The sequence below is a fragment of the Halobacteriovorax sp. ZH5_bin.2 genome (assembly GCF_043196375.1).
Lineage (GTDB): Bacteria > Bdellovibrionota > Bacteriovoracia > Bacteriovoracales > Bacteriovoracaceae > Halobacteriovorax_A.
In genome coordinates, this window is sequence record NZ_JBEBMJ010000001.1 from 977,997 (window position 1) to 994,014 (window position 16,018).

Genomic DNA, 16,018 nt, shown 5'->3' on the forward strand with positions numbered 1-16,018 from the left:
ATTAGCAATACGATATCATTTTAAGAGGACTTTGTGAAAACCGCTTTAGTTATTTGTGACAATGAAGTTTTAAATTCAATTTATAGTGTAAATCTCAAAACATATACTGAGTTGAATTTAATATTTACGTCATCACTAGATGAGGCGCTTATTCATATCGAAGACACAGAGGTTCCAATTGATTTACTCGTAACAATGGCATCCATTGGTGAGGAAGATACGGCGCTTTTGGCCTTTCATAACCTTATTGAAAATGATCGTGACATCCCTTCAATTGTCATTGGGGAAGGGGATCTTGTTCCAGATGAAAATTATGTCGTAAAGAATCAATTTGATATTCCGGGAATTTTACAAAATATTTTTGAATGCTTAAAAATAACACCAAGAGAAGTTTTGGCCGTTGTAACTGAAGAGTTATATGAAATGCCAATTCGTCTCTTTTTTCCATTTAATAAAGCTTTTTGTGACACATACTATATGCTTGAAAATGATGGTGTTAAAACTCCGACTAAAATCTATGATACAGACAGTGATGTTTGGCCCAAGGTAAGAGAGTTTTTGGATCAGAATGTTTCCCATCTTCTCATTCCTGCAAGAGAGCGTTTTGCTTTCACGAAAAGAGTTACAGAGCTACTTATTGAAAGTATGGAAAAAGTAACACCAGAGACACCACAACAAGAGTCTCTTGATTTTGTTGAGCAGAGTATTGATGCGATTGCAGAGCAATTATTTGAAGATGAAGGCGTGACTAAAGAAGTCGTCCAGCTATCTCAAATGTGTATGGATACAATGGAAGAAGTTATCGATAGTGTGCCAGACCTTAAATCAATTCTAAAAGATCTAGCTGCTCTTAAATCGGGCTTTCTTTATAGTCACTCAATTATTGCAGGTTATGTTTCTTCTCATATTCTTGAGAATGTTGAGTGGGGTGGCCCTGCTCACAAAGAAAAGCTTAAATTCGTTCTCTACTTTCATGATATGTACCTTGTTCAGGTGTATAAGAAATATCCTGATCTTATGTATGAAGATAAAATTATCTTTGATCCTCAAGTATCTGAAGAGGATAAGGAAATCATTATTAATCACGCTGCTGAAGCCGCGGATGCTATTAGGCGCTATCCTGCTTGTCCACTAGGTGCTGATGTTATTATTATGCAGCATCATGGTACTTCAAATGGACTTGGCTTTGCCACAAGTTTCAAAGATGATATCTCGCCACTTGCAAAAGTTCTTATTATTGCTGAAGCATTCACTGAAGAGATTTATCAGCGAATTGAAGATCGTCAGAAAATCAATGTTGAAGATGTTATCACCAAATTACGTGAGCGTTTTACTAAGCATACATATAAGAAAATTATTGAAACGCTGGCAACAATAAAAATTTAACTTATATTAATTAGTAAAAATAATTTAATCCCGCCATTGCTCTCTGGTAAATACTATCATAGTACTCATAGGCGATCTTTAGGCTTACATTCTTAGTGAAGTGAAACCTTGCCTCAGTATTCCATTCATGGAGCTTATTTAAGTTCGTGTGGTTCCTAAAGACGTACTGATAGCTTCCTTGCCATGACAAGTACTTACCTGAATAAATAAGTCTTAGCTTTGGTCCATAACTTAGAGCATAGTCATAATCTGATTCGTAGATATACGAGTTTTGAGTAGCGATAAGTGCTGCTACTGCAAATGTTTCATTTCCAAGTGTGTAGCCAAGATCAAAGTCGAGATAAGGGTTTAGCGTACGACTTTGATATGTAAAGCTTTCAGCAAATCCAAAACCAAATTGCCAGCTAAGCTTCTTTGCAAAGACACTAACGGGCCTTAGGGCCTCAATGCGGGCAAGCTTTGCATCAACTAGTCTGAGTCTATCTTCTTGATAGCGATTGTAATCAAGTTTAAAGTTAACTAGTTCTGTTGTAGACATTGGCAGGTAGCCATCTTGGCGATCGAGCGCATTGTGAAGGGCGCCACGAAATTCAAAATTTAGGTATTCACCATGTGTATCAAAACTAGAGCCTAGAGTGATCTGATTTGTGTGGTGGCCCTTATCAGGGGACTTTGGCATAAGAAAATCATAGTTAATATCTTGTGACCTTGATGCAAGTTTTGCACGCTTACTATTGATACGAAACTTCTTTGTTCGATACTCTTTCTTCTCTTTATTCTTTAAGGACTTGGTTGCATCTACATCAGCATTTTTAAAGTCCACATAGAGGTTGTAAGTATCAAGAACAAAGAGCTCCTTTGGATTATCTTTGATATTGCTAATATTTTTTGAGTTCTTTACAAGTACTTTAAAAAGTTCAACTTGCTTAGGAGTCATCTTATTATATCTTGCCTTTAACTTAGTATAAGAAGCAGGCCTAACTTTAATATTCTTTACGATATCATTTTGTTTGAAGAGAGCATAGATCGTATCAACAGGTGGAACAGTAGTATCAATATTGTCGATTAGTTTCCAATCTGTTCTTATGGCATCAACGAAGGCCAAAATATGATAAGAGCAATTCTTCGTGAAGTAGAGGTAATCAAAATAGGCCCTATTCATTTCAAAAAGGTGGGCCTGAAAATAAATGAGATCTTTCTTATCTAGGTTTAATTCATAATCCCAAAGATCTCTTGATTCCATATTATTATATTCTTTAACTTTTACATAGTATGGCATCATGGCATACATGCCCTTAAACCCACCAAAGATCCCTTTGTATCCATACACAAGAGGATTGATAGTATCAACCTTTGCACTAAAGTCGACTCCATAGTCTAAGAGATCATTATCTTGGTTTTCCGAAGACCTTGATCGAACACGAAAGAAAGTGTGGCCAAAAGTTGAAGCTGGCTTCTCGATAAAGTAAGAAGAAAAAATGATTGATACAGATGAGATATCGATTTTTTCAATATAAGCTTGATAAGCAGGACAGTCCTTTAAATTAAGAGACTGATTAATTAACTTATGTTCTTTTAAAAGCATAAATCTTGCAGGGAAAAGACACTTCGGATGATTATTCATATCTTCAATTGCAGCAGATTCAATGCCTGAGATTGATTTCTTTAACTCTTGGAGAGGTGAAGTTTTTCCCTCTTTAGAGAGAAAGTACTCATTCGCTTTCACAAGAGATTCGTAACCGAGCAGTCCTTTTTCATAACGGATAAGCTTTAACCACTTTTGTGACTTTGAAAAAGAGCCTAAGCTAGAGGGGGCCCACGTTGCGTAGGAAGTTTGTCCAAAGACAAAGGTGAGTAGTGTTGCAGTAAAAAGTAATTTCATTCTTAATCATCTTTGGCGTATTAAAAATGGCCGACAGCTTTCACTGTAGGCCATCATATTACATCGCTAAAACAGATTGGATGTTATTGTGGATTGTTTGAGCGTCAGCATTTTCAGCAAAGATCATATCAAAGTTTTGCTTAAGGCTAGTTTTGCTAGCTGCTGGAGCATCTACTAGTGCAAGGTATGCATCTAGGCTTTCACCTTCACCACGAGCAATATCACTTGATAGTGCGATCATGTTGTTTTCTACAAATGAAACAGCTGCAACACGCGCAGATTTTGCGTCTTCACAACCAAGAGTACCTGTTGACATTGCAAATGTCTGGTTACCAAAGATACCGTTTGTTGTTGCTGCTAATACGTTAAGAGCTAGTCCTGACTTTCCTTCGAAAATTACTGCACCAAGACCACAACCAGCTGGCCCGTGAGCTGCCATTGCAGAAGAAGTAACAACTGTAAAAAGAGCTGCGCATAATAGTTTTTTCATCAATAGACTCCTTAATATTGAGATATTTGTAAAACAATACAAAGAGTTTAGTTTACTCAGGACGAATGTAAATTAAAGTTTACTCGTTTTTAATTGTGTAAAATTTCTCCATTTTTAAGAAATCTTTAATTTACAGAATCGTCCTTTGTAGAGCATTAAGCGGGTCTTTAAAGTTACCTTGATTATAAACTTCCTTAATTTCTCGGAAGATATTTAATAAGTTTTTTTTGCCACCAGTACTCGTACATAACTTTAAAATATAGTTATTTGCTAGGATGAATGCACATGAATGGGCCGTTAGCTTATTTGTACTTAGCTTATTAGGAAAGCCATCTCCCTTTGGTTTTTCGTGGTGTTGGGCCACGACAAAGTCTGCTTCAGGATAGCCTGTGAAATGTTGTGCAATTTCGGCGGCCTTAAGAGGGTGGATGCGATAATTTTCCTGCTCACTTTCCTTAAACATTTTAAGCTGCGGATCTTCAAGAGACTGAATCGAAGCAAGGTCTTCGTTATCAAGCATTGAATCATAGAGAAGTGAAGCAAGTCCAAGTTTCTTCTTAGAAGTTTCAGAGGCCCAGCCTAGCGCCTGGAGAATAAAGTGAGATAAATAAAGAGTCATAATTGATTGTGTTGCAACATCAAATGGCCCTTTTGGAAATAATGAAAGAACATTACGATACTTCTTATTTTCAAGAATAATATCGCGACTGCAAAGAATAACTTCATCACATAACTTGATGACATTCTCAGATACACCAACTGTTTTTACATATTGGTGAATAAGAAGAACCGCCTTAATTTGGTTCTCAATAACTTCTGAGTCTTGTAGTTTCTTTCTACTTTCAAATGTTTTTAGTAGGTTCTCGATTCCTTCTTCTAGAAATTTTAAATAATCGTTCTTCTTTAAATAGAGAACCTTGATATTCTTTCTTGCGTAAGAGTGGATTGTTGAATGAGAGTACTTCTTATTAGCTGATATGATCTTCGTATACTTCGTTTGTGTTAGCTCTAGGTAGACATCATAGGCGATAGTATCAAATAAGTAGAAGCCACGAATTTTCATTGGTAGCAAGTCTTCTTCTTCGAATTCTTCGATGCTTGAGCCAAAGTCTTCACTTTTTACCCAAGCGAGGGCCTTATTTACTGCGGCTATAAAATCTTCTTCTTCAATAGGGCGTAAAAGGGCCGAGCTTGATTCACTTCGTGCATACAGAGCATCAGGAATTCTTTGTTTGATCATTGCTTCCATACCAATAAATATAAATGGCCTTTGACCGGTAATAGAAAGTATCTTTCCTGCTAGTTGAGAAGGGTCTTCGTTTTTAAGAGAAACTTCTATAATGATCATGGCAAATGGACCTTCAAAACTTAATAGGTCAATTGCATCATCACCACTAATTGCGCAATGAAGTTGGATATTTGGAAAACAATTAGAGAATGAATCTCTAATATATCCCCATTCATCTTTTTCATCACAAATATATAATGCTTTCAAAAACGTACTCCTTTAATCAACTAAATAATCAATTCTTCAAAATATATTCTCTACATCGGTAAGTTATTGAAATAATAAAATTTAGTTAGTAAAAAAAATAAGCAAACAATTGGTAATTATACAAGAATTCGACTTTTTAAGATGGATAAATTTGTTTAAACTATTTTAAAGGGGTTAGCATGACGGAAAAGACAGTCGCTCTTGTAAAAGAGATGATAAAATTTGGCTTAATTAAAATTTCTCCACAAAATCCATTTAAATACGCTTCTGGTAAAACAGGGCCTATTTATTGCGACAATCGTCTTATGTCTTCAGACCCAAAAATGTGGAAGCTTGCTATTGAATTAATGAGTGAGCAGATTGACGAAAATCAACTTTCTTATGACTTTATCACAGGTGTTGCAACTGCTGGTATATCTCACGCAGCAGCGTTAGCATATCATCGTGGTGAGCCAATGAATTACGTTCGCTCAAAGCCAAAGGCCCATGGCACTGGTAAAGTAGTGGAAGGAAAAGTTGGCGAAAATAGTAAACTACTTTTAGTGGAAGACCTCGTTAATCAGGGCTCAAGTATTGAAAAAGTCATTAAGCTTATTCGCGAGAATGGCCATGTGGTAGACTCTGTGCTGTGTTTGGTCGACTACCAAACTCCCAATGCCAAAAGAGTTGCCAAAGAGTTAGGAATTGAGGTTTTTTCTTTAATAAATCTGAGTCAATTAGCCGATATTTGTTTGTCGCAAAAATTGATCGAAGAAAGAGGCCACGCCCTTCTTATGAAATGGCAGCAAGACCCAGATAATTGGGAGAATTAATGCAACGCTGTGCATTTTAGACGCAAGACGTGTCGACAGATTTAGCAAAAAAAGATATGTATCTACTTAATTTAATTCGTATTTTTTAACGTATTTAAGTTATATCCAACTTAAATTTTGGAGGAATAAAATGGCCGATAGTGCAAAAATTGAAATCAATGGTCAAACTATTGAAGTTCCTGTGATCAAAGGAACTGAAAACGAAGTCGCTTTAGACATCTCAAAGCTAAGAGCACAAACTGGTGCAATTACTTTAGATATTGGTTTTGTTAACACAGGATCATGTACGTCAAAGATTACTTTCTTAGACGGAGAAAAGGGTATTCTAAGATACCGTGGTTACCCAATTGAACAACTTGCTGAATCTTCAAACTTTGCTGAAGTTTCATACCTTCTTTACAATGGAAAACTTCCAACTGTTAAAGAACTAGATGCGTTCAATAAAGAAATTTCTGCTTATAGTAAGCTGCCAGGTGGTGTTGAAAAAATCATCGACCAATTCCCTGGTTCTGCTCACCCTATGGGTGTTCTAGCTGCTGCGATCTCATCTCTAAGTGGTTTCTACCCAGAGTTCCTAGATCCAGAAGCAACAGAAGAAATCAAGAATAAAGCAATTGTTCAACTGATGGGACAAGTAAAAGTAATGATGGCGCAATTCTATCGCAAGACGATGGGAAAAAGCCCACTTACTTCAAATGCTAAACTTGACTACTCTGCGGATTTTCTAAATCTAATGTTTGATGGTGAAGTAGATCAAGACGTTGCAGACGCCCTTGATACTCTTCTTATTCTTCACGCAGACCACGAGCAAAACTGTTCAGCTTCAACTGTAAGAGTTGTAGGTTCTTCACACGCTAACGTATTTGCTTCTATTGCAGCTGGTGTAACAGCTCTTTGGGGACAATTACATGGTGGTGCAAACCAAGCAGTTCTTGAAATGCTTGAAGAAATTAAGAAAGATGGTGGTGATTACCAAAAATTCATCGAGAAAGCGAAAGACAAGGAAGATCCATTCCGTCTTATGGGATTTGGTCACCGTGTTTATAAGAATTTTGACCCACGTGCAAAGATCATCAAGAAAGCATGTGATACAATTCTTACTAAGCTTAAAATCGAAGATCCACTTCTTGATATTGCCAAAGGCCTTGAAGAAGTTGCTCTTAAAGATGAGTACTTCGTTAAGCGTAACCTATATCCAAACGTAGACTTCTACTCTGGTATTATCTACAAAGCACTTGGAATCCCAACTAATATGTTTACAGCAATGTTCGTATTAGGACGTCTTCCAGGTTGGCTATCTCAGTGGAAAGAGCTAAGAGAAGATGGAGCACGTATCTCACGTCCTCGCCAAGTTTATATTGGTGAAAACGAAAGAGATTACGTAGCACCTGAAAAAAGATAGTATAATCTTTTAAAGCATATTAAATAGAGGCCCAAGGACTTCTTGGGCCTTTTTTTTTAGGAAGTAGGAATGTTTGAATACGATAAAATCTTAAAGAGTCTTTTAAATCCAAATCTTAATAAGCAACAGCTTGCAAAACTCATTGGAACTCAATCAACACAATTTACAAGCGAGCGTACCAAGCTTAAGAATAATTATTCTGATGAAGATTTAATCAGTGCTTATACATCGTTTTATTTTCCTACAAATGCTCTAAAACTTGAGTTCTTAGTTGAGCATTTAAGTGAGCAGATGAAGGCCGAAATATCTAAAACTCATATCTTAGATATTGGAACAGGGCCTGGAACTTATGCCTTTGCGGCCAGTGAGTTATTTTCAGATGCTCTTTCATTTACGGGAGTTGATGAATCGAAGCTTATGATTGATCAGGCCAATAAGCTGAATGATGAGTATTTTCAAAATTCTAAAATTGGTTTTTCTCAGACTCTTCCAAATGTTGATGATGAGCCAAGAACTCTTATCTTTGGAAACTCTATTAATGAGATGGGAATGCCTGCGGCCTTTAAAATCATTAAACGTTATAATCCTAAGTTCATTATCTGTATTGAACCAGGAACAAAGGATGTTTTTAAGGACTTGCTTGCTCTTCGAAAGAAACTTCTACTTATTGATTATAAGATTCAATATCCTTGCATGGGACAAGGGACTTGCCCTCTTGAAGGAATCGATGACTGGTGCCACCAATCAATTAAAACATCATTAGATTTTGAACTAGAATCTCTATCACAAGTCGCAAAACTAGACCGTAAGGTTATGCCTGCAACCATTCACTTCTATGCACTTGAGCATGTTGAAGATAAGGCCGGACAAGCGAGAATTATCCGTCTCAAAAAGAATGTTAAGCATGCATTTCTTTGGGATGTTTGTGATGAAAATAATAAGTCTGTTACTTTGGAAGTTCCAAAGAAGCTCTTTAAAAAGAAAGTCGTCAAGCAACTAGAAGAGATCTCTTCAGGAATAAGTGTACGCTATACGATCGATAAAGAATTAGAAAACTCTACAGTACGAGTGAAGACGATTGAAGTTGAAGGGATTGAATAGAAGGGCGACGCTTATTTAAGCTTGCCCATTATTTACTTTTTAGCTCTTTAACTTCGTAGATAATTTTTTCTTTATCCATTTTAAAGTGTGGAATCGTTAAGACTTTGGAGAGAACATCTTTAGCTAGTTTTCTCATCTCTTTCGTTTCAAGAATGGCCATAAGTCGATTAACTTCGTCTTCTGTGTAATTGGCCTTAATGCGCTTTTTGATTTCTTCTTTGATATCAACGAAGCTTGTGTTGTCATCAATAATTTTTTCTAGTTTCTTATTATCTAAACTCTTTGCAGACTTTTCTATCAATTGTCTTTTTACAAAATCTGCACGCTCTTTCGAGTCGTTGATTAAGTACTGCTCTTTGATAAGAATATCGGCAATATAATTGATCTTATTATCTAGGTTTGCCAATGCCGAGTTTGTAAGAAGAAATAATGAGAGAAATAAAATATTATGCATAGAAGTCCTATCTTTATATTTTAAAATTTTAACATGGAATAAATTTTTAACCATAAGTGTAACCAAAGTTTTTTTGTAGATGATTCCTTAAGCTTTGTTACGCAATCACTCAATTTTATATTATCTCCATTCTGATATGTTCAATGATATCAGTATGTTACAAATTTTTCTTCTCATTTTTTTATTTAGTCACGCCGAATAGTATTTGAGTGATTAACTAAGACAAAGGAGAGAGGGCCTTGAAGAAAATTATCATGTTACTTTTTATGCTAGCTACTATGGCCAGTTGTGTGTCTGAGGATGATTTAGATTCTGTTTTTGGCCACTGTCCTTCAAGTGAAGATATTTCAGGGCCAGGTTATTCAGTGGATCTAACATCCGGCCAGCGTGTGGCGCAAGAGTTGTGGATGAATGGAATAATAGGAGCAACTATTTATATGGATCGAATTCGACTTTTTATGTCATCTGAAAATCTAACTTCTATTACCGTTAGAGTTTATAAGGATCTTGAAGAAGCACATTCACATACTCCTGATGATGGAACACTTGTAGGGACTGCAACTTTGACTAGTGGGCTTGGGAGCGCCGATCCTACAACTGAGCATGATCTCTACTTTTCTTCTCCTGTTCCTTTTCAAGTTGGGAAGACTTACTATCTTGTCATAGATACTGCAGGAGGGGACTTTTCGATGTCTATTACTTCTCCTGGATACTTGTCTTATACCGGGGTTAGAGTCTATAACGGATCAAGTTGGAATACTCCGTATGGTTATGACACAAATATCTCATTTGATACGTACTACTCAAATTGTACAGGTATCTAAAAAAAAGCCTCGCATTGCGAGGCTTCTTTTATATTCGAAAAATTTAATTCGATAATTACTTTTTCTTACCAAGTGAAGCGTAAGAAGTACCAAATTTCTTTCTGAACTTGTCAATACGACCTTCAGTATCAAGAACTTTAGTTTTACCAGTATAGAATGGGTGAGAAAGGCTTGAGATATCAAGCTTTACGTATGGGTAAGTTTTCCCATCAAACTCTTCTTCTGAATCAGCTTTGATTGTTGATTTTACTACAAATTTAGTGTCTGCAGAGATGTCATGGAAAAGAACTTCTCTGTACTCTGGGTGAATACCTTTTTTCATTTTAAACCTCGTTATCTTTTGCATTGCTTGGTACAATGCTGATTTAGTATTAATTAGAGATTTGAGCAATTTCGCCCATATAGGACCATTTGTCAAGATCTAATGTAGTGCTTCCAGTACTTCCTAGTGAGCACTACAAGAACCACAGCCTCCGCCAGACTTGTCGGTAGGATCATTGAATTGCCAATGTCCATATTTTTCATTGATAAAGTCAATAGCGCTCTTTAAAGAGCTGAAATCTCGTTGGAATACTTCCATGTCTTCACCGTCAACAACGGTAACTGAATAGAGGATGAGCTCTTTGATTTGCCCATCTACCTCCTGGACATCTCCAGTCATGCCAATGAATGACTTAAAGTGCTCGCTATTGAAGTGAGCGAAGTTCCAGTTCTTTAGATTTACAAGATTTTGTGTTTCCATGCTGTATTTTTAGCAGTTGGCCCTTGCCATGACAATGTATTTCTAGTAAGTTTCTAACCTACGAATTGTAATTTGTATCAATTAGAGAAAACAATTTTAAGGTTTTATATATTTTAGGAGGCAGTTATGGCAAAGGGGCCAAGAGTTATTATTACACTTGAGTGTACAGAAGCGAGAAAGAATGGACAAACTCCATCTCGTTACACAACGACTAAGAACAAAAAGACTCATCCAGAGAGACTTGAAGTTAAGAAGTACAATCCTTTCTTAAGAAAGCATACACTTCACAAAGAAATTAAGTAATTTGATTTTTCAAATCTACATATAAAAAAGCCTCGCATTGCGAGGCTTTTTTTTGCCTATTTTTCAAATTTACATATAAAAAAAGCCTCGCAATGCGAGGCTTTTTTTTATCTATTATTCAAACTGACATTCGTATTCAGCTGTTTCTATCGACTTCTTTGAAAAGAATTTCTTATTAAAGACATGGACCTTCATTGAAGAAGGGTTATCAAGATTGAAGTCAACTTCTGTTGTGTAACCACGGCTTGGGTCTTTATATGAGAGATATGTATCTCCATTATCTTCAACTTCTACTTTGGCCTTTTCAAACATTTTTCCGTTCTCAAGGATCGTTGGAATAATGCTTAGCCCTTCGTAATTCTTTTCTGTATTCCAAAATGAAACTTTAAATGTCGTAGTCTTATAGTCAGTAAAATGTTCCTTAATGATTCCAAAACAAGCGACTTCACCAAGTAGCATATTCTCTTCAAGAACATAAGACTTTGCTTTCACGCGATTACACTTAATAACATTCGTAATTTCGTTCTTTGGCCAGCTTGGGTCAAAGAGTGTTTCATTAGCACAAAAATTTGCAAATACCGAAGATGTTAGTGTCAGTAAAATTATTGCTTTAATTTATCTATCCTTTCTTTTAAAGAGCTTTCTTTAGGTATTTAATAACTTGATATTGTGAAGGCGCTTTAACTGCCTTGCGCTTTCTATTGTCGTTACGATGTCCACCAGTCATTGTGTAGAAAATTGATCCATCACAAAGAGCACCGGTTTCATTTAGCATCACAAGCTCGTTAATAATTTCTTCTGTCGATACATCAACACCTTTCTTTGCAAGCTTTGTTTGCAATTGTGCTGCTTGTTTTTGTTGAGATTCTGCACTGTTGAAGAACTGAACATAGCCTTTAAGTTTTTTCTGCTGTGATGTTAGCGCCAATCCAACGAGTGGGAGAGCAAAGTATGCAGGAAATGCAGGAACACCAACCATATATAGACCTATTGCTGTCACCGCATGGTAAGCCGACGTATTCTTTCTAAGTGATTTGATTAGCTTGTTATTATTGTATGCAGTGATATCTGCTTGATATTGCTCAGAGCAACTTGATGCTACTACTGTAGAGCAAATCGTTGCAACAACTAGTGCTTTAGTGATGATTTTTTTCATCAGGTCTCTCCTTCATTTTTCTGTTTGAAGGCTTATAGCAGTTTTCGATATTAAATAAAAATAAGTTGAAATAATTACAAAAAAAGGCCTCCATATGGAAGCCTATATCATATCTATTTTTCAATGACTTCGTGGCAAAAGACATCTCTGCTGTCGATATGGCGACAATCTGGAACTTTGCTCTTGCAATGCTCGACTGCAAGAGGACAGCGAGTATGGAAGTTACACCCTGTAGGTGGATCTAGAGGAGAGGGAAGTTCTACATTCTTTAGTGGAGGAAATGTTTTAATCACTTCATTTTCAACAGCATGAGCTGACTTTAAAAGTGTTTTTGTATATGGATGCTGAGGAGTATTGAAAATAACCTTACTCTTTCCATATTCACAAACCTTTCCAAGGTACATGACGAGAACCTTATCTGCGATATAGCGAACGACAGAGAGGTCGTGTGAAATAAAAATATAAGTGAGGTTAAACTCTTCTTGAAGTTCTTTTAATAGATTTAAAACTTGTGCCTGAACCGAAACATCAAGGGCCGATACTGGCTCATCGAGAATTAAAACTTTTGGTTTTAAGATAAGTGCTCTTGCAATACCAATTCTTTGGCGCTGGCCTCCACTAAACATATGTGGATATTTATGAGCATGTGCTCGACGAAGGCCTACTGTTTCCATTAATTCACAAGCACGCTCGAAAGCTTCTTTCTTTGTTACTTTTTCATTAATAAGAAGTGGATCTGCAATAATCTCCCATGCCTTCTTTCTTGGATTTAGTGATTCAAGAGGGTTTTGAAAAACCATTTGAATGGATTTATATAACTCTTTTGATGAAAGAGTTGAGAAGTCTTTTCCTCCAATTGTAATACTTCCATCTGTCAGTTGCTCAAGTGCCATCAGACATTTTGCAAGAGTCGACTTACCACAACCAGATTCACCAACAATTCCAAGAGTTGTTCTTTCTTGAAGAGTAAAGCTTAGCCCATCAATGGCCTTAACGAATTTATCTCCAACTGGATAATACTTTTTTAAATCATTTACTGTAATTGTATCGATCATATTTATACCTAATTCTTAATTTAATGGATGAATACAACGAAGGGAGCGATCGTCGTGGATCACAAGCTTTGGTAGTATTTCACATTGCTCTGTCGCATATTCACAACGCTTTCTAAATTGGCAACCTGTAGGGCGATCTCCTAAGTCTGGAACCATTCCTTTAATTGAGTAAAGAGGAGCGTTGATATCATTCGTAAATGATGGAATTGACTTTAAAAGCCCTGATGTATACGGATGTCGAGGAGAGTTGATCACGGCCATTGTAGGGCCTCTTTCAATTACTTCTCCTGCATACATTACCTGTAAATTTTGCGTAAAGTCCTTAACAACTGCAAGGTCATGAGAGATGAAGATAACTGCCATGCCAGTTTCTTTTTGGATTTCATCTAAGAGTTCCAAGATTTGCTGTTGAACAGTTACATCAAGGGCCGTCGTAGGCTCATCAGCAATTAAAAACTTTGGGCTTGAGGCGATGGCCATGGCAATCATTACTCTTTGGGCCATCCCCCCCGAGAGCTCATGTGGGTAGGCCTTCATACGCTCTTTTGGCGCAGGAATTCCTACTTGAATGAGTAGTCTTTCGACGCGATTCTTACGTTCTTGTTTAGAAAGGCGTGGCTCATGGATGAGGAGGACTTCTTCAATTTGGTTCTCAACTGTATAGCATGGGTTGAGGCTACTCATGGCATCTTGGAAAATCATACTGATGTCACCACCACGAATTTGTTGCCATGATTTTTCGTTAAGATTTTGCAGGTCAACTCCATTGAAACTCAGCTCATCAGCTGTTACAACGGCGTTATCATCAAGAAGGCCCATGATGGCCATATTAGTAATACTCTTACCGCAACCAGATTCTCCAACTATTCCTAGTGTCTCACTTGCTTCAACTTCAAATGAAACATTGCGAACGGCGTGGATGAGTCCTTTTTTGGTTTTAAATTGTATATTTAAGTTTTTTACTTTTAATAAGCTCATATATTATTTCTTTATCGTTTAAGTTTAGGGTCGAGAGCGTCTCTTAGTCCGTCTCCACAAAGATTAAGTCCAAGAACAACGGCCAGAATACAAAGACCTGGAAGAGTCACTAGCCAAGGTGCACTTTGAATATAAGGTCTTGCATCACTTAGCATGATTCCCCATTCAGGAGTCGGTGCCTGGACACCAAGTCCTAGAAAGCCTAGTGCCGCAGTAGAGAGAATTCCTTCTGACAGTCCAAGTGTTACTTGAACAATTAATGTCGCCATACAATTTGGTAAAATCTCTTTGAGCATGATGCGAATAGGAGAGGCTCCAAATGTTTTTGCTGCTTGTACGTACTGAAGGTTTTTAATCTCTAAAACATTTGCACGAATAAGACGTGTAAATGAAGGAATACTAACAAGAGCAACAGCAAAGACTGCATTCATAAGTCCTGGCCCAATAACTGAAACGACAATGATGGCAAGTAAGATACTTGGATAGGCCATGAGGATATCAATGAGTCGCATAATAACAGCATCCGTTTTGCCGCCAAAATATCCGGCTATAAGGCCAAGCATGGTACCTACTAATGTTGAGATTAGAACAATTGAGATACCAACAAAGAGAGAGATTTGAGCACCATAGATAAGACGACTTAGAACATCTCGTCCTAGATCATCAGTTCCTAAAATAAATTGGAATGATCCACCTTCTGCCCAAAATGGAGGTATACGAAGTTGTCCTGGGAAAATTTCACTTGCACCATGTGGGGCGATTAAGGGTGCTAGAAGTGCAATTATGATAAAGCCAAAAACAAGAGCGAGACCAAAGACTGCTCCTTTATTGTCACTGAAGTGATCAATAAACTCTTTAAGAATTTGGATATTTGTTACATTTGAGTTTTGAGTATTTTGCGCTTCCATTATTTAGAACCTGAAATTTTTGGATTAACAATTGAGTAGATAATATCCACACACATATTGATGAAAATAACCATCAGAGCAATAAAGAGGATTCCGCCTTGTATTACAGGATAGTCTCGGGCGTGAATACTTGCGACAAGCCAGCGGCCAATACCTGGCCAAGAAAAGATTGTCTCAGTTAGGATGGCACCAGTTATGATACTTCCAAAGAGAAGACCGATTACTGTAACAATTGGTATCAGTGCATTTCGTACGGCGTGCTTCCAAACGATCTTTTGATAGCTCTGGCCCTTGGCCTTGGCCGTTTGGATATAAGGTGCTTTTAAAACTTCAAGAACACTTGATCTCGTCATACGAGATATGACGGCAAGGGGAATTGTCCCCATGGCAATTGTTGGAAGAATGAGGTGTTTAATAGCTGATGTAAAAGGTGCAAATCCATCAAAAGAAACCACTTCTGGATTTAGTGTGTCGATTAACATTAAACCTGTGACTCTAGGGACGTCAAAGAGAACATCCATTCTTCCCGATACTGGTGTGATTCCCATATTAACGGAGAAGATAATAATGAGAATTAATCCCCACCAAAAAATTGGCATTGAATAGCCAACGAGTGAAGTTCCCATTAGAAGATAGTCCATGAAGGAGTTACGCTTTAAAGCGGCATAAACACCTGCTGGTATTCCAATTAGGATGGCAAAGATCATGGCACAAATTCCAAGCTCTAAAGTCGCAGGAAAACGTGAGAAGAATTCATTGATAACAGTTTGTTTCGTTACAATGGAGATTCCAAAATCACCAGTGAAGATATTTTTCATATAAATGAAGTATTGCTCCAAGATTGGACGATCAAGTCCTAGGGTTTTTTGCATGGCCGCATAGACCTTTGGGTCGGCCCCACGTTCTCCTAGTAAAAGTAGAACAGGGTCTCCAGGGACTAAGCGAACAACTATAAAGGAAAATAAACTAATCCCAATGAGTGTTGGGATTAGCTGTAAAAAGCGTTTTTTTAAGAATTTTTTCATATATT

The 16,018-nt window shown here is 37.1% G+C and carries 18 protein-coding genes; 6 read left to right on the top strand and 12 right to left on the bottom strand.

Translation table 11 applies throughout. The annotated features are described in order from the left end of the window. The first annotated feature begins 33 nt into the window (after positions 1-33). Entirely contained in the window at positions 34-1,386 is a 1,353-nt protein-coding gene (locus ABMA76_RS04830; protein WP_392909523.1) for a hypothetical protein, read from the top strand. Positions 1,387-1,396: 10 nt separating this feature from the next. Here ABMA76_RS04830 and ABMA76_RS04835 read toward each other — a convergent pair whose 3' ends face one another. The 3 genes from ABMA76_RS04835 to ABMA76_RS04845 all read right to left on the bottom strand — a co-directional run bounded on the left by ABMA76_RS04835 (position 1,397) and on the right by ABMA76_RS04845 (position 5,253). Further along, positions 1,397-3,268, bottom strand: coding sequence for a DUF4105 domain-containing protein (locus tag ABMA76_RS04835; protein WP_392909525.1), 1,872 nt, complete (start codon positions 3,266-3,268; stop codon positions 1,397-1,399). Positions 3,269-3,326: 58 nt separating this feature from the next. Further along, entirely contained in the window at positions 3,327-3,758 is a 432-nt protein-coding gene (locus ABMA76_RS04840) for a DUF3015 family protein (RefSeq protein WP_392909527.1), read from the bottom strand. Between the two features lie 130 nt (positions 3,759-3,888). After that, the gene (locus ABMA76_RS04845; RefSeq protein ID WP_392909529.1) at positions 3,889-5,253 is read right to left on the bottom strand and encodes a hypothetical protein; all 1,365 of its coding nucleotides are present in this window, start codon (positions 5,251-5,253) and stop codon (positions 3,889-3,891) included. A gap of 179 nt (positions 5,254-5,432) precedes the next feature. Here ABMA76_RS04845 and pyrE point away from each other — a divergent pair, with 179 nt between their 5' ends. The 3 genes from pyrE to ABMA76_RS04860 all read left to right on the top strand — a co-directional run bounded on the left by pyrE (position 5,433) and on the right by ABMA76_RS04860 (position 8,568). Beyond that, positions 5,433-6,065: an orotate phosphoribosyltransferase gene (gene pyrE, locus ABMA76_RS04850; RefSeq protein WP_392909531.1), complete on the top strand. Its 633-nt coding sequence runs from the start codon at positions 5,433-5,435 to the stop codon at positions 6,063-6,065. A 130-nt stretch (positions 6,066-6,195) separates the two neighbouring features. Continuing rightward, entirely contained in the window at positions 6,196-7,467 is a 1,272-nt protein-coding gene (locus ABMA76_RS04855) for a citrate synthase (RefSeq protein ID WP_392909533.1), read from the top strand. Positions 7,468-7,536: 69 nt separating this feature from the next. Beyond that, on the top strand, positions 7,537-8,568 hold the full coding sequence (locus ABMA76_RS04860; RefSeq protein ID WP_392909535.1) for a small ribosomal subunit Rsm22 family protein: 1,032 nt from the start codon (positions 7,537-7,539) through the stop codon (positions 8,566-8,568). Between the two features lie 28 nt (positions 8,569-8,596). Here ABMA76_RS04860 and ABMA76_RS04865 read toward each other — a convergent pair whose 3' ends face one another. After that, positions 8,597-9,022 (bottom strand): hypothetical protein, encoded by a 426-nt coding sequence (locus tag ABMA76_RS04865; protein ID WP_392909537.1) that lies wholly within the window; start codon positions 9,020-9,022, stop codon positions 8,597-8,599. A 239-nt stretch (positions 9,023-9,261) separates the two neighbouring features. Between ABMA76_RS04865 and ABMA76_RS04870 the strand changes: the two genes are divergently transcribed. Next, on the top strand, positions 9,262-9,846 hold the full coding sequence (locus ABMA76_RS04870; RefSeq protein ID WP_392909539.1) for a hypothetical protein: 585 nt from the start codon (positions 9,262-9,264) through the stop codon (positions 9,844-9,846). A gap of 55 nt (positions 9,847-9,901) precedes the next feature. On the opposite strand, the gene ABMA76_RS04875 is transcribed toward ABMA76_RS04870, so the two are convergent. Beyond that, on the bottom strand, positions 9,902-10,168 hold the full coding sequence (locus ABMA76_RS04875; RefSeq protein ID WP_392860122.1) for a type B 50S ribosomal protein L31: 267 nt from the start codon (positions 10,166-10,168) through the stop codon (positions 9,902-9,904). A 123-nt stretch (positions 10,169-10,291) separates the two neighbouring features. Then, positions 10,292-10,588, bottom strand: coding sequence for a hypothetical protein (locus ABMA76_RS04880; protein ID WP_392860124.1), 297 nt, complete (start codon positions 10,586-10,588; stop codon positions 10,292-10,294). Between the two features lie 126 nt (positions 10,589-10,714). Here ABMA76_RS04880 and rpmG point away from each other — a divergent pair, with 126 nt between their 5' ends. Further along, complete coding sequence (rpmG, locus tag ABMA76_RS04885; protein WP_021268365.1) at positions 10,715-10,891, top strand: 50S ribosomal protein L33; 177 nt, start codon at positions 10,715-10,717, stop codon at positions 10,889-10,891. A gap of 114 nt (positions 10,892-11,005) precedes the next feature. Here the strand turns inward: rpmG and ABMA76_RS04890 are convergent, their stop codons facing one another. The 6 genes from ABMA76_RS04890 to ABMA76_RS04915 form a co-directional block, all read right to left on the bottom strand. Beyond that, positions 11,006-11,383, bottom strand: coding sequence for a hypothetical protein (locus ABMA76_RS04890; RefSeq protein WP_392912490.1), 378 nt, complete (start codon positions 11,381-11,383; stop codon positions 11,006-11,008). Positions 11,384-11,522: 139 nt separating this feature from the next. Further along, on the bottom strand, positions 11,523-12,047 hold the full coding sequence (locus ABMA76_RS04895; RefSeq protein WP_392912492.1) for a hypothetical protein: 525 nt from the start codon (positions 12,045-12,047) through the stop codon (positions 11,523-11,525). 113 nt (positions 12,048-12,160) lie between these two features. Further along, positions 12,161-13,102 (bottom strand): ABC transporter ATP-binding protein, encoded by a 942-nt coding sequence (locus tag ABMA76_RS04900; RefSeq protein ID WP_392912494.1) that lies wholly within the window; start codon positions 13,100-13,102, stop codon positions 12,161-12,163. A 15-nt stretch (positions 13,103-13,117) separates the two neighbouring features. Beyond that, positions 13,118-14,080, bottom strand: a complete 963-nt coding sequence (locus tag ABMA76_RS04905; protein ID WP_392912496.1) for an ABC transporter ATP-binding protein — start codon at positions 14,078-14,080, stop codon at positions 13,118-13,120. An 11-nt stretch (positions 14,081-14,091) separates the two neighbouring features. Beyond that, a complete protein-coding gene (locus ABMA76_RS04910) occupies positions 14,092-14,988 on the bottom strand; it encodes an ABC transporter permease (RefSeq protein WP_392912498.1) in 897 nt (298 codons plus the stop codon). Beyond that, on the bottom strand, positions 14,988-16,013 hold the full coding sequence (locus tag ABMA76_RS04915) for an ABC transporter permease (RefSeq protein ID WP_392912500.1): 1,026 nt from the start codon (positions 16,011-16,013) through the stop codon (positions 14,988-14,990). Before ABMA76_RS04915 ends, ABMA76_RS04910 begins: the two co-directional genes overlap by 1 nt. Positions 16,014-16,018: the final 5 nt, after the last annotated feature.